Source organism: Kordia periserrulae, assembly GCF_003054265.1.
Classification (GTDB): Bacteria; Bacteroidota; Bacteroidia; order Flavobacteriales; family Flavobacteriaceae; genus Kordia; species Kordia periserrulae.
In genome coordinates this window covers 81,548-96,747 of sequence record NZ_QBKT01000006.1, presented here as the reverse complement: position 1 = coordinate 96,747, position 15,200 = coordinate 81,548, and the positions used below count along the sequence as shown (strand labels likewise).

The following is a 15,200-nucleotide window of genomic DNA, read 5'->3' as shown; positions in this document are numbered from 1 at the left end:
TTTTTTATTGATATGATTACGGGCGCAATTTTATCTTAAATCCTTTTTGTAAAAACATCCATGCCAACATAAAGAAAAATAGTCCGTAACCCATTAACGATCTTGCCAAACTTGCTTGCGATAAATAATAGCCAAAAACAAAACAGAAAACGATAAAAATAAGGTTGATACCATTTTTTTCAAGTCTATTTAAAAAGGCATCAAAAACACTAATAAGGAGTCCCATAAAAATATTTCCGATAAAAAAACCATAATACCCAAAAGCAGCATAAAAATCAATAATACTATTGATTGCCATTGAACCGTCTAGTTTTGTTTTTGTAAAATGAGCATACACAACTTTAGAGTCCAAAAATATTTCATAACGAAAGATGGTACTTAATTTTCCGATGTTAGTAACTCCATAGTGGTCTTCTACCGCAGGGAAATAATGTACATAACAGAAAGCGGGTAAGGATAATCGACCAAAAATTCTTGTCAGTACAACCTCAGTTAACTTAGAAACGCCTTCAAATATACTTGTAAACTCATAGGTAGTAGCAGAATAATACAAAATCAATAATAAAACAAACAATGAAGAGCCAATAATGATAAACCTTCTTCTAACTTTTTTACGTTTCAAAAACTTTTGAAAAACAAATAATGCAAGAAATAGTGCCAATAAAAAGATAATTAACGGACGCTTTTGAAACAATAATAAAATGAGCGTGAACGATGTAATAAACAATCCAGAAAATACCAATTTACTAGACAAGGTTTTTTCTTTCATCATTAAATACAAGGCAACTACGGTAAAAAAAGGGAGTAAATTGTATAGAATAATTACATAAAGATAATTAGACATAATTCCGTACCGAGATTCTAATAATGCAATCGGTTGACGCCCTATAAGACCATCAAAAATTCCTGAAATAAATACATCTCGCTTTAAAAAAATATACCCTAGAAGAAACACGGAAATACAAATTAAAACGAAATAAAAGTTTACTTTATTGAGGTTATTTTTAATAGGTTCTCTTATTCTAAAATGATTGATACATTCCACACGTTTGTACATAACTATCATACCTATAACGTATGCGTATAAGGCAATAAGCAATCCTCCTACCGCTAAAAGTTGTGTTAGAAATATATCTTGTTCTGTGATGAGGTATAACTTAAAAGTGATAAATGTTTCATTTGCGTACGACCGCATCAACGGAAACATTAAAATTCCAGCAATAGAAAAGATACATGTTGATAGAAAGAATACGCCAAAAATATTCCAATTAAAAATCATCTTCCTAAAGAGGATTATATGAAAAAGAAGGACACATATTAAGATATATGAAGTTGCCATTTATTCTTTTTTAGATGATTTTTCCTCTGTTAAAAATAACTCGAATGCGTTGTAGCTATTGTCGCCAAAATAGGAATCTTTATCTAATTTGGATAAGTTCTGTACCAACATATCGTTATTTTGTGTAATGTGATTGACGGCATTTTCTATAGCATTTTCTTCTTTATAATCAATGAAAGTTCCAATACCCAAATCTGTCACAATTTCTGCCAAGTATGTATTATGACTACAGATGATAGGAACTTTATAGTACATGCACTCATACAGTTTGTTGGGTAATGCCAATCGGTTGTTCAATGAAACCTGATTGCTATCATATACCAAATACATGATGTCAATAGAATAATAAATTTTTTGTGCGTCAGAGAATACATTATAAGCTCCAAAATAAATAATGTTTTGATACTTAGCAGCATAGTCTTCTACAATATGCTGATAATGTCCTTTTCCATGAATGTGAATTTCAACATCAGGATGATTTTTATAGGTTTCAAAAAGCTGTATATATTCTTCTTTTCGAAGCAATAACCCAACAATTCCTATAACCGTTTTTTCGTTTTTTGCTCTTGTAAGTGTAGCATCAAACTTTTGAGATGTAGAAAGTAGTTTGTTTTCTAACACAAAGACATCTTTCTTAAAGAATTTTTCAAAATGATACGAATAGTATTTCTTGGAGGTTACAATTAACTTGTCAATATAGCTAGTATAGATAAATCGCTCCAATGCTCGCATACAAGTACTTGTAAAACGCTTGCCAAAGACAAATTCACGTAAATCAGAAATTTCTATCGCAAGTGTTTTTTCTTTTTTTCGACGAAAAAATCCAAAGTTTGCCAAAAGATACAAGATAACAATATCAATGTTGTTTACGATGATGATATCAAAAGTGGTATTAGAGAGAATTTTTCGAATTTTTCGAGAAGTTTTTATATAAATCCAAATACGCTTAAGAGCTTGAGATGCATTGGGAAGAGTGCCTAAATGATGCAGCACAACGTTTTTGGAAATAGCCTTGTCAAAAGAAGCTAAGGTTTCTCTGTGAAAACAAACCAAAGTTACCGTGTGGTTTTTCGCCAAGTGGTTAATTTGCTGAACAAAACGTGGGTCTGGCTGATGTGATAAAAAAAATAAAATATGCTTCATTTAGTAAAGCTGACTTTAGCTTTTATAAGTATTTTTTAAAATGTATGTTAATGCCGTTTATTAAAAACATGCAAAGCTTCTTTCAAAAAGGGACTTTTTATAGTTAGACAAAATATTAAAAACAAAATAATTGATACCGTAACACTTATTAAAAAACCTATCCATGAAGGATATACATCATGTATTTTGAAATTTATCACAAATACAAAAAGATTAAATATTAATAAGTAAAAAAGATTAAAGTAGCTTTGAGAGTATAAATATTTTCGATTCCAATACAATGCAAAAATCCCCAAAATAATAAAACTTATTGATAACGATATAGAAAGCGATTGTAATGTGTTGCACCAAATATTCAAAATATAAAAGAATACAATATGGCCTGCTACAGCAATGAATAAAGAATATAAATTTAATGGTTTAAAATACTTAATATCAATAATCCCTTTTAAGGACTGAAATATAGTATAGGGAATAATCCCAATAGCTAGTATTTTAAAAACATACATAACAGTTTCGATGGTGTCTTCATTCTTCAACCAAAAAGGAAGTAAAATATCAATCCAATTATAAAAAAGTATAGTAGTAATTGTTGTTGTGTAAATAGTTCCGCCAACTATCAAATTCAAAACTTTTTTATGAGCCTCTTCTGTATTGTGATGTCCCGAAATAACGGCTGAAAGTAAGGAAATAGGTTGTAACACAATCAATATTGTTCTTGACAATACAATTCCTATTAAAAAGGAGGCTACAATTTCTTCTTCGCCTTGTATCAACATAGCGCCAACAGTAAGTAAAAACATATCTGAAAACGTAATAAATGCTCTTGGTAATCCATACATAATAAAACGCTTGCCTTCTTTTTTTATAGCATACAAACTAGGTAAAATATAGAGTTTTATCTTAAAACAAACGTACATAAATGTTAATATCAACACGGTAAAAAGAATCACTAAAGAATAGGTAAGCACTGTTAAAACATCCGCGGAAGAACCAAGAAACTTAAAAGAAATCAAGATACTTAAACTGGCTATCAACAATACAATCATATTATAGGTAATTACTTTTCTCAAATTCAAAAAGTAAGGAAGCGTAAAATGGCTAAGGTGTAAAATACTAATGTAGATAAATGTAATCTTCAAATACGCCACGCTATTTTCGCTATCTGGAAAAAACAACAAACTCAAAAAATCATGAAACAGCCAAAATAAAATGACCAATAACACAGAAACCAAAACCCATACGAAAGTAGAAATTGTATAGTAAATTTTTACTTTCTGGATATCGTCTTTTTCAATACTTGTAAATCGTACAAGCGCTTGAGAAGTGCCTAATTGTAGAATATTAGAAAACGTAGGAGCAATACGTCGTATATACATCAAAATGCCCAAGTGAACTACGGAAAGTGTATACTCAGCTTCTTTAATTAGCCAAAAATTAAATAGAATATTCAAAAAGGAAAAAACAATACTAACAACAACATCTTTACTAAGTTTATTCATAACTTGTTTTCTCCGTACTTTCTGAAATATTCTATATAAAAAATAAATATAGGACTCTTTTAACGCAATTCAAAACAATAAATTCCTAAGGTCTTAAAGAGAAGCGAACAACAAAGAAAACCACCTTGTCAATCCTAAATAAAACAAACACATTTTTAATCTGCATATGACTCAAAACACACCTTTTCTTTCCTCTCAAATATTTATAGTATTTTAGAAAATCTAAAATGCACATCAATGAACGTTGTAGAAAGTTTAGAAGAATTATACAATTATCCTTCACCCACACATAAAGAAATGGTATATGTACAAGGCTATCTGAATGACGAAGATGGCGGCGGCGGTTTTTTTATCTTTGATGCGAAATCTTCACTCGAACCTTTTTACCAAGATATTGCACCAAATACGCGCAATCCGAAAAGTCCGTATGCTTCTTTTGAAGACATGCTAAAAATTGGATACAATGCCAATTATGACGGAATGGTGTGCAAATCAAAAACAAATCCAACAGGACGTTGGACGCGTCAATGGGACAGAGGAAAACTCAACTTGCGTTGGTTTGGAGCGCGCCCAAGTGGCTCAGATGCGTCTCCAGCCATAAATGCAGCCCTAAAATATGCGCAATTTGAGGTGGCTATCCGACAAAGAGATGCAAAAGGCGCTTATGTATATCCACCGAAATTTGTTCCATCAATTCATACTTTTAATAACAGAGCCTACACACGACCTGGAAAAACGATTTTTATACCTTCTGGGCGTTATTATTTTCATACGTTCATCAGTACAATTCGCTACGGAGTAGTCTTTGAAGGCGAAGGAAATATGGGAACGTCTGCACATGGAACACGTTTGCTTATTTTTCACCGATACAACGATTTCAATTTTACATCGCCTAAGGATTCGAAAAAAAGTATTTTACCGCAAAGCAGCGAAAAAGGAGCCTTTTTTAGATATGTAGCCAATGGTAGTAACAATGCCGGTGGCGGATTAAAAAACTTAACAATTGACGTTCCCGAATTATTCATTCCGAAAGAAGAAGAAAACAATCCTAATTTTGTGAATGCGTACGACGCTAATATTGTGTCTTTACTGTCTGAAGAAACTTCGCATACCGATACAAAAGGCAACCGTTTGGATTGTCCTGCTGTGGCAAAATGGACGGCTGAAAATATAGTTTTCACACTCAATGCACGAGCAAAAAGAGCCCTCTTTTTAGAAAGCAATCAAAAAACCAAAGGATTGCGCTGGCGAATTAGAGATACAACACTTATCAATTGTTGGTTTGCGGGAGCGAGTGTTCATGGAGAAACTGTTTCGGCAACGCAATCTTCGGGGTTGCATATCATCGGCGGATTTTTTGCTTCTGGACTTGGTTCTGTTAATCGAAAAAACCCAAATCTTCCTCCCGAAAGAGTCAAGCCAGGCATTTTGTTAAACGATTGTGCCAATACACATTTAACGGGCGTCGATTTGACACATGGCGAAATTTGTATTCACAAAAAAAGCTACTTCATCAACATCAATTGTCGTTTTGGAAGATTGCTCATTTACAACGGACCAGATAAAGAACATGTCGATTTACAAGTGTCTAAAATGCTAATATTAAATCCAAGAAAACTACCCGATTATTTAGATCGTGCTACAGCGCCGAAAGATTTTAAATGCTACAATAATGTGTGGGAATTGGAACAAGACGAAGACAAGGAATGGTTGCACAACACTCCGAATTCGTCTAGTTAAAAAATCAACGTCTAATTCCAAGAGTCTTTTTCCAATCATAACGGCTGCTATAAAGAATCAAAACAATACATTTGCAGTAAATTTTTAGAAGGCCTGACAGTTATTTTGTTATGAATATAAAAACCATTCTTTCAAAACCGCTTCCTGTGGTTTGGTATCGTTTCGTGCAATTGGTAAAATTGAAAATGTACGCTAAGACTAAGTTTTGGCAAAAAATTGAACCAAAAATTCATCAAACCATTCACAAACCAAAAGCAACTTGGAAAGCAAAAAGTCTGTTGTACGCAACAGATTTTAAATCATCTGATATTCCTCAAAAATTACAGCAACAAACCATTGCAGCTGCGAATTGCATTATGAAGGGAAACATTGCAATTTTTGATGTTGACTATCAATTTACACAACCCATTTCATGGCATACTGATTGGCGTGTACATCACGAATGGAAAAACAACTACTTCAAAGGGTATTCGTTTTATCATAAAGACAAAACCAAAGAATATGACGTAAAATTTCCGTGGGAGTTATCGCGTTTAAGCTTCTTAATTCCGGTGGCGCGTGCATATCAATTGGAGAATAACGAAGCACAATTAGCCTACATTCATGCAATATTGACAGACTGGAAAGTCAACAATCCTATTGCTTTTGCGGTGAATTGGTATCCGATGGAAGTTTCGGTGCGAACGATTAATTTAATTCAGTTGCGAGAAATTTTACTAGAAGCCAATCATACCGATGAGGTTGTGAATTTGTTGAATGAAATTTTATTGCTTCACGGTATCTTTTTGTGGCGAAATGTAGAATATACTGATGTTCGTGGAAATCATTATTCGGCTAACTTAACTGCGTTATTATTGCTAGGAAGTGTTTTTAAAGAGTTCTATTCGGAAGCAAAATCGTGGTATTCCTATGCGGTAAAACGCACAGAGAAGGAATTCCATTTACAATTTATACCAGATGGTGTCAATTTTGAAAAATCCATTCCGTATCACCGATTGGTTGTAGAGTTTTACCTTATTTCTTTCTTGGTGATGCAGCGTGCAGGATTGAAAATTCAAGAAAACACACTGAAAGTGCTAAAAAACTCCTGCAAATTCACGCGTGATGTTACAAAACCCGATTCTTTAACGCCGATTATTGGCGATAACGACAGTGCTTCCGTATTTCAAAACGATCAAGTACCCTTGAACAATCATGCAAACATGTTGCAATTGGCAAGTCTGTTTTTTCAAGATGAAACCTTAAATATTAGCAACGAAAAATACCATTCAGCGTATGAAATTTTCGGAACAAAAGCTATGGAAAATGTAAGTTCAATTTCACAAGATGATTTTGCGTCATATCATTATAAAGATGGCGGATTTGTTACGGTAAAAGATGCGCAAAACTATTTTATTACCGATGTTGGCGAAGTAGGAATGAATGGTCGCGGCGGACACGGACACAACGATTTGTTTAGTTTTGAGTTGATGTTGGATAATGAAAACATTATTGTTGATGCAGGTTGCTACACCTACACTGGCGATTTGGCTCTCAAAACCAAAATGAAATCTACCGCTTATCACAATGGTTTACAGGTAGATGATGAAGAAATTGCGCCAATGGTTGGCAATTGGGGAATTAGTGATGTAGCACACCCTTTTGAGGTTTCTGTTGAACATTCCGAAGAAAAAGTAATCATTTCCGGAAAACATTCAGGCTACCAGCGATTGGAAGATGCGGTAATGCACCAACGTACTTTTCAAATAGATAAAAATGATTTCAAAATGATTTGTACAGATGTGATTGATTGTAAATCTACATGCAAAATCACGAGAAACTTACATTTTAGCGAGAAAATTGCGTTAGAAATTCATGAGAATATTATATTTATAAGAAATAGCAAAGCCTCCTCAAAAATAACGGTTGACAATGCTACAACCATTCGTATTGAAAATTACACGTTAAGTTATAATTATGGCTCTAAAATTACAGCTAAAAAAGTGGTTTTGGAAACTGAAATAAAGGGAAAAAGTTCCCTACAATTTACCATTGAAAAAGAAAATAATTAAAAATTTATAGATGAAAAAACTTATTGCATTATGTTTTCTCTTTGCTTTTATAGTATCATGTTCGTCAAATGATGATATTGTAGCACAAGAAGAACAAAACACAGAAACACCTGTACAAGAACCAGTAAACACTATTTTAAGACCTTCAAAAATTTCAAAAATGGATTCGTATTGGGTTTATGAATATGAAGGCAATAGAGTTACCAAAATAGAAGAATTTGATGTTGATAACACAAATCCTCAAGAAGTTTACGAATTCAATTATGATAGCTCAAACAATCTGATTTCTGTTTTGAGAAATTTCAATGACGATTTAGGGTTTATTTTTGAAAATGGTATAGCAACAAGAAACTTAATACTTCCTTTTTCATGGAATAGTTCGTATGAAAATACAAGAGATTATACATACAATAATCAAACACAACTGACGTCAAGCGTAAACAGTTTATGGTTTACAGATTACAATACTTCATTGTGGAATGAAACACATGAAAAACAATATACTTATGATGCTAATGGCAATCTTCTAGAAAAAGAGTATATTTCGACAAACGTTAATTATTCGACAAAATATATTTATGACGATAAAAACCATCCTTTTAAATATATAGATCCACGTGTAAATCTATTTTTAAAGTTACCTAATGCCCTTACGCCAAATGATACGTATGTTGATTTAGAAATCTTTTCTAGTTTGGACGAAATACAATCTTTTAACAATAATATTATTGAATTTAGGAATGCAAATAATGTCCTTTTAGGTGAATATACAATTATATATAATGAACATGATTACCCAATTGAGATACATCCAGGAAATGGTTCTATCTCAAGAAGAATTTATATAGAATACGAGGAATTTCCAGAATAATTAGAGGAAATCCTCAAACTAAACAGACAAACCACAATTATTAATCCACTTAATAATTGTGGTTTTGTTTTAATAAATTAGTTTTGCAGTTGGAAAACACCTAATTAATCTCCGTTGGTAATGAACAAACTCGGTAAAGACTTATTTTATAGTACAGGTTTTGCAGTTTTCAATGTATTACTGAATTTTTGGCTTATCAAAGAAGCTGAGTATTTACTTTCGGCATTGGCATTGAGTGTGTTTTTAGTTATGCGACGCGTCGTGCCTACATTTACCAATTTGAGTCAGTTAGGAACTTCACAAGCGTTAATTCGATATGCAAGTATCAATAAAGATGACAAAGACAAAATACGAACCTATTTTGCCATTTCGTTCACTATTTGGATATGTAGTTGCATTGTATTGGCGATTTTATATTTCGGTTTTGGTTCCACTTTAGGACAATTAGTATACGACGAGGTAGAAGGTACAAACAATTTTAAACCGTACTTTTTACTAACCGTTTGGTACATAGCCATTATTCACTTGAGTTATTTAGTGCAACCGTATTTTTTGGTACAACGAAAAGTATTTTTTTACAACGTAATCAACATGCTGAATGCAAGTTTAATTTTGCTTTTGGTCATTAAATACATGGCAACGACGACAACGGCTGGTGAAATTATCAATGGTGTCGTGACCAAAGTTGTATTGACAAACTTTTTGTATATAGCGTTGAGTGTTATGAGTATTGTACAGCTTTTGTTAATGGGCTATATCATTATGCAACAAAAACTGTATAATTATCCGTCTTTCGAAAAAATAAAAGCTTACGGAAAAGAGTTTATTCGTTACGGTTTGCCACGCTCGGCTATCACATTTTCAGACATGTTTTTACTTACCGTAAGTGCTTTTATGATTGTTGATGGAAAAGAAGACATTACCGCCTTTTTATTAGCATTGACTTTAGCAAGAATTGTACTGATTGTATTGCAACCAATTTCGAAATTATCATCAGTAATTGTTGGAAATAACAATTCTGCCGAGCGACAAAAAATAGCCACTAATTTAATGACAGGAACCATTGTATACTCTACATTTTTGTTGGTTATTATATTGTACAATTGGCTCAACGTACTTATTGAATATTGGATTTCTGACGCAGAACGTATTGAAAATGTAATTTATGCTTTTAAGATTTTGGCGTTCGGACTTATTCCGTATTCTATATTTCACGGATTAAAAGGAATTATTGAAATTAAATTTTTCAAACCGTTTAACTTGTATAGTATTTTAATTGCAATTGCCTGTCACGTCATTCTATTTTATGCTTTGCGCGATAGTTACGGAAACTTATTTGCCCTGTCGTTTTCACTCATGATTGGATTTGCAGCTTTGGGAATTACCACCATAATTTGGTGTCGGAAAGACTTTAACAGTTATACATATTACCGAATGGAAGTTTTGATTATTGTGGGAATAATTCTGTTTGCAATCAACTATTACGTCAATGCATTCTATCCAAATGTGATTGCATGTATTATTTGTGTCATTGGAAGTACTATTATATACGCAGGTGTTTTATTTTTTAGCAAAGTAAAATTCCTTAGCGAAACCATCAATGTCTTATTAAAAAGAGGAAAATAACAGCGAATACACGTTATGAACATACTATTTTTTATATCGCATCAGCCAAATCCACGTTTTGTAAAACAGATTAATTTCTTGGCGAGAAAACATGAGGTAAGTCTTGTCTTTTTTCACAGAGAAACGCTGGCAAACCTAAACGATTCTATCGAAAAAAATGTAACCATTCATAATTTAGGCGGCGTACCCAATGCTTCACAACCGTTCAAACGTATTTGGGTATATATAAAAGCGATTAAAAAAATTAGAAAAATCATAAAAAAGGCAAAATTTGATGTCGCTTTGGTCAATAATATTGATGTCATTATTCTGTACTTAATGGCAAACTTTAAATTTGGACGTAGAAAGCATAAGCCAAAATTGACTATTGAAATTTCAGATTTGCGAGAATTTGTATTCAGCGATAGTTTTGTGAGCAAACGCATGCGCGCGCTCGAAAAATATCTTTACAAAAAGTACATTGATAAACTCATTGTTACTTCTAAAAAATATTATACCTATCATTTTGAAAAATTCTTTAAGAAAGAAGTATTTGTGTTAGAAAACAAACTACTTTCAGTAGAACAAAAAAATGATCCAAACATTCAAAAAAAGCAAGGTGGCAAAACCGTCATAGGAATTGTTGGACTGTTGTTGCGTAAAGACGAATATGTAAAACTATTCGAAACTTACAAAGATCATCCTGAAGTAGATATTCACATTCACGGTAAAGGGCACTATCAGCACATTGTGGAAGAATACGCTGCCAAGCATACCAATATTACCTATTTCGGACCGTATAATACATTTACCGATGCACAACGTATTTACAATTCGATAGACATCATTTACTTAGTGTACGATATTGATCAAGTGTCGCTAAATAATCGATTAGCATTGCCAAATAAACTTTACGAATGCATGTATTACAAAGTGCCGTTAATTTGTAGCAAAGAAACGTATTTGGAAGAAATTGTGATGGATTTAGGCATTGGAATTTCTATAAATTACAAAGAGCCAAATGCTATACAAGATGCGGTAAGCTACTTATCTTCAAATAGTGACCGTTTGCAAAATAATTTTTCTTCCTTATCTCAAAATACGTATTTTGGCGATCAAGACTATGAAGAATTAGAAATTTTTTTAGCCAACTAGATGCAATTGAAAACATACGCTACGCAATTCCTTGAAAAAAACAATATTGACGTTGTTTTTATGCTTCTTTTGGGAGTAGTAGCTACGTTTACGCTAGATAAAATTAATCCTATTTTCATCTTTTCCTTGATGATGATTCAAGGAATCATTTTTTTTAGAAGTGAACATAAAAAACAACGCTTTACAACAACGCCATATTTTTGGCTATTAATAGCTTTGTACGGATTGAATATTGTGGGAATGCTGTATACCGACAACTACTCCAAAGGTTTTAATGCAATTACACGACAAATTACGTTTGTACTATTTCCATTGTTTTATTCGGTATACAAAGTAAAACGTCTTGGACTGCTCTTAAAGTTTTATGTGTTTGCGGTTTTTTGCTTTATAGTCACCTTTGAACTGCACACGCTCTATCGCTTCTTTTACAAAAGCGATATTTTTCCACTTGATGTAGAACTGTTTTTTTCGTACAGATATACAGGCGCAGAGTTGACAAAACTTCTTGAAATGCACAATGCGTACTTTGGTATGTATATCATGTTTGCTCATATAATTATCCTCGATTATATACGTCGCGCAAAAAAATATTACACCATCATCTTATTATTGCTACTCATTGCGTTTCAGTCGCTATTTCTATTGCAAATGGTTGCTAAAACAGCAATTATTTTAAATATAATACTCATTGTATGCTCTTTGATGTACTTTCTCATCAAAAGAAAACTATATACACTATTAGCCTTTTCTATCTTTTTAATGGGAGCGGCTGGCTGGTTTGCAACACAGCATCTAAATTTAACCGTTAGCCGAATTACAGACAGAATAATGGCATTGCAAGAAGGCGACGGTTCAGAAGTAGATACTAGAGCTCGTATGTGGAGCGCTGCTATGCCTATAATAAAAGAAAATTGGCTTTTTGGTACAGGAACTGGAGACGTAAAAAAAGCATTGCATGCAGAATTCGGAAAAAACAATATTCAAATACGAAGCAATGTTCATAACCAATATTTGGATTACCTCATGCGATTTGGGATCGTCGGTTTAGGACTTTTTTTAATCGTTTTTGGGTATTCGCTGACACATGCCATCAAAACAAATAATTATATTTATTTTTGCTTCACCATAATCATCATGGTTTGTTGCTTTACCGAAAATATTTTAAGCAGGCAGTGGGGAATTACATTCTTTGCGACATTTAATTATTTACTATACTATCAATACCAAAAAGAATAAATGACGGCTTCATACATACTTATTTTTGTCTTGCTGTTTCATATCATTCTATTTAGAAAGATGATTTTTAAATGGAATATTTTTGGTATTTTCTTCATAGCAACTTGTATTTTTTCTATTATCGGAATTTTAATGTTTCCTTTTATGCGAATGTATGCAGGAAGAACATTTTGGACCTTTAAATTGGAATTGATTACCAACCAAGATGTCTTTAGGACACAAATGCTCGCCGTAGGAGGATTATTGTTAGTACTCTATTCGTATGTATTTGGTTTGGTGCTGATGTATAGACGTGTAGAATGTATCAACCATTTTCGCATAAAAAACCCAATAAAAAACAACCTCAGTAAAGTAAACTTTTACTTTATGTTGCTCTGTATTTTTCTCTTTTTATTAGTTTATTTAATTATAAAGCGGAATGTATTAATTTCAGGTTTATTTGACGGACTTATAGGACGGCAACCTGTTGCTTTATTAGAATCGCGAAGGGGAATTACGTCCAATTACTTATATGTTGTCATAACTTATAATCTATTGCCGTTTTTAACCATGGTGTCACTGTATTTGATGATGAAAAAGAAAACACTTTCAGCTAGAATGCTTTTCATCGGACTATTTACAGTATCTTTTATCTTAATATTGCTTTTATTTCAAAAACGGCCATTAATACTATTTTTACTGTCTTTATTTCTCTCAGCATTCGTGTTTAAAAAGTATATCACCATCAAGAAAAAACGTGTGCGAACACCTCAAGAAAAAAGAAAACTTCGCCGTCGTGCTATATTGATTGGGTTATCATTATTCTCGTTGCTATTATTACTTTACTACTCGGCAACAACGTACAGATTTAACAGTGTTTTTGAAGGAGTCAGTACGCTAACTGAAGTCGTGCTAACACGTGTATTTGGTCGTTTATCCATACCAGCATTTTGCTACGTACATTACTTCCCTTCGGTAGAAGATCACTATACCATTACCAACATAGGAATGTTTAGTAAAATATTCAACTATGAGTTATATCCCGATAGTAAAGTCTTATTCAATTACTTTTCAAGAAATGAAAAAGAAGGCTCGCTAGCTATTAACAGTATCATTGATTTTTATGGAGCATTTGGCTATTATGGTTTCTTTATAGGAAATATTATTTTAGGCTTCTTTATAAGCGGACTCGATGCATTTTTGAATAGACTTGAAAAAAATAATATCAATATCATTTTTATTATTTTCTGTTTCATATTTGCGTACTATTTATCGCAAGCAAGTTTGGCAAGGTCATTACTGGGATACGGATTTTTCTTCTTTGTGATAACTTGGGTGTTTTTACAAAAAAATTTCAGAATTAAATTACGCCCATGAATTTCATAAAAAAAAACATAGACAGCATCATTATTGTTTTTTTGATGGGATTCTTTATAAGTGATTTCATCACGAGTATAGCTTTTAAACTAACGCCCAACTCTTTTTACAGATACTCAGGAATGGTCAAATTAATTTTTGAGGCATTTATGATTGTAATGATTGTAGTGTATTTTAAAAAGCCATTGAAAACATTGTGGTTCATCATTTTTTTCGCACTGTCGTTCATTATAAGTCAATTTTTACTGAAGGAAACACCGTATGATTTTAAAATGCACATCTCTATAGGAAACATCTACTTTTTTAATAGATACCTATACCTTTTAATATTCATCCTTTTTGTTAAAACCCTGTTATTAAAAGAACACACTTACAAAAAAATATATCGCTACTTCGAAATTTTCCTTTATCTAAATACCATAGCCTTACTAGTAGGATACTTTTTTCATGTAGAAACATTCCGCTCGTACGAGTATACAACCCGATTTGGTGTTTCAGGTTTTTTCTCCAAGCCTGGAGAAGCTAGCTATATGTACATCATTGCTATTATTGTAAACTACTACTTTTGGATATCAGAAAAAAACAAAACATCGTTCTATAAACTTCTTTTTTTCATAACATGTTCGCTCTGTCTAGGACAAAAGAAAATAATACTATTCCTGTTATTGCTAGGCATCATGCACTTAATTCACTATAATCGATTCAAAAAAATAATCCGAATTGCGCTGCCGGTACTCTTTGTCATATTTCTTTTTGTAAAAGACTCCTTTATACAACTAGTACTTAGCAAATCTCCTTTTTGGAAAAATATTTATGAAGAAAGCGGATTGGTATCTACATTATTTTCATACAGAGATCAACTTTTAGTGAAAGCCATGGACTATATTGATGAAAATTGGTCATTTCTCAACTACATATTTGGCGGCATTGACTTCAATACATTCAAAGTAGAATTTGAATTCATAGACTTATACATTTTCATGGGCTTTGCAGGAATCATATACTACTTATACATCGTATCCAGTTACTTAAATGGTAGCAACTCTTTAAAGCGAAATCTTATCATCATAGTATTCATAACAAGCTTACTTTCAGGAGGATTAATTTTAAATGTTCTTGCAGCAATTCTACTATACATTGCCGTAAAATATATTATGTTACCAAATAATACGCCGCAAACCGCATAATTGCTAAATTTGTTG

General features: G+C 32.5%; 11 protein-coding genes. 8 read left to right on the top strand and 3 right to left on the bottom strand.

The window, feature by feature from the left end:
* Window positions 1-16 precede the first annotated feature (16 nt).
* The 3 genes from C8N46_RS13200 to C8N46_RS13190 form a co-directional block, all read right to left on the bottom strand.
* A complete protein-coding gene (locus C8N46_RS13200) occupies window positions 17-1,339 on the bottom strand; it encodes an O-antigen polymerase (protein ID WP_146169819.1) in 1,323 nt (440 codons plus the stop codon).
* Window positions 1,340-2,416, bottom strand: a complete 1,077-nt coding sequence (locus C8N46_RS13195) for a glycosyltransferase (protein ID WP_158269148.1) — start codon at window positions 2,414-2,416, stop codon at window positions 1,340-1,342.
* A gap of 113 nt (window positions 2,417-2,529) precedes the next feature.
* A complete protein-coding gene (locus tag C8N46_RS13190) occupies window positions 2,530-3,984 on the bottom strand; it encodes an oligosaccharide flippase family protein (RefSeq protein WP_108115382.1) in 1,455 nt (484 codons plus the stop codon).
* Window positions 3,985-4,221: 237 nt separating this feature from the next.
* Between C8N46_RS13190 and C8N46_RS13185 the strand changes: the two genes are divergently transcribed.
* From C8N46_RS13185 to C8N46_RS13150, 8 genes are all read left to right on the top strand, one after another.
* On the top strand, window positions 4,222-5,724 hold the full coding sequence (locus tag C8N46_RS13185) for a hypothetical protein (protein ID WP_108115381.1): 1,503 nt from the start codon (window positions 4,222-4,224) through the stop codon (window positions 5,722-5,724).
* A gap of 110 nt (window positions 5,725-5,834) precedes the next feature.
* The gene (locus C8N46_RS13180) at window positions 5,835-7,775 is read left to right on the top strand and encodes an alginate lyase family protein (protein ID WP_108115380.1); all 1,941 of its coding nucleotides are present in this window, start codon (window positions 5,835-5,837) and stop codon (window positions 7,773-7,775) included.
* A 10-nt stretch (window positions 7,776-7,785) separates the two neighbouring features.
* Window positions 7,786-8,646, top strand: a complete 861-nt coding sequence (locus C8N46_RS13175) for a hypothetical protein (protein ID WP_108115379.1) — start codon at window positions 7,786-7,788, stop codon at window positions 8,644-8,646.
* 120 nt (window positions 8,647-8,766) lie between these two features.
* On the top strand, window positions 8,767-10,272 hold the full coding sequence (locus tag C8N46_RS13170; protein WP_108115378.1) for an MATE family efflux transporter: 1,506 nt from the start codon (window positions 8,767-8,769) through the stop codon (window positions 10,270-10,272).
* Window positions 10,273-10,287: 15 nt separating this feature from the next.
* Complete coding sequence (locus C8N46_RS13165; protein WP_108115377.1) at window positions 10,288-11,406, top strand: glycosyltransferase; 1,119 nt, start codon at window positions 10,288-10,290, stop codon at window positions 11,404-11,406.
* Entirely contained in the window at window positions 11,407-12,642 is a 1,236-nt protein-coding gene (locus C8N46_RS13160) for an O-antigen ligase family protein (protein WP_108115376.1), read from the top strand. It abuts the gene before it with no gap.
* On the top strand, window positions 12,643-13,998 hold the full coding sequence (locus C8N46_RS13155) for an oligosaccharide repeat unit polymerase (protein ID WP_108115375.1): 1,356 nt from the start codon (window positions 12,643-12,645) through the stop codon (window positions 13,996-13,998).
* Window positions 13,995-15,185: a hypothetical protein gene (locus tag C8N46_RS13150; RefSeq protein WP_108115374.1), complete on the top strand. Its 1,191-nt coding sequence runs from the start codon at window positions 13,995-13,997 to the stop codon at window positions 15,183-15,185. Before C8N46_RS13155 ends, C8N46_RS13150 begins: the two co-directional genes overlap by 4 nt.
* The last annotated feature ends 15 nt before the right edge of the window (window positions 15,186-15,200 follow it).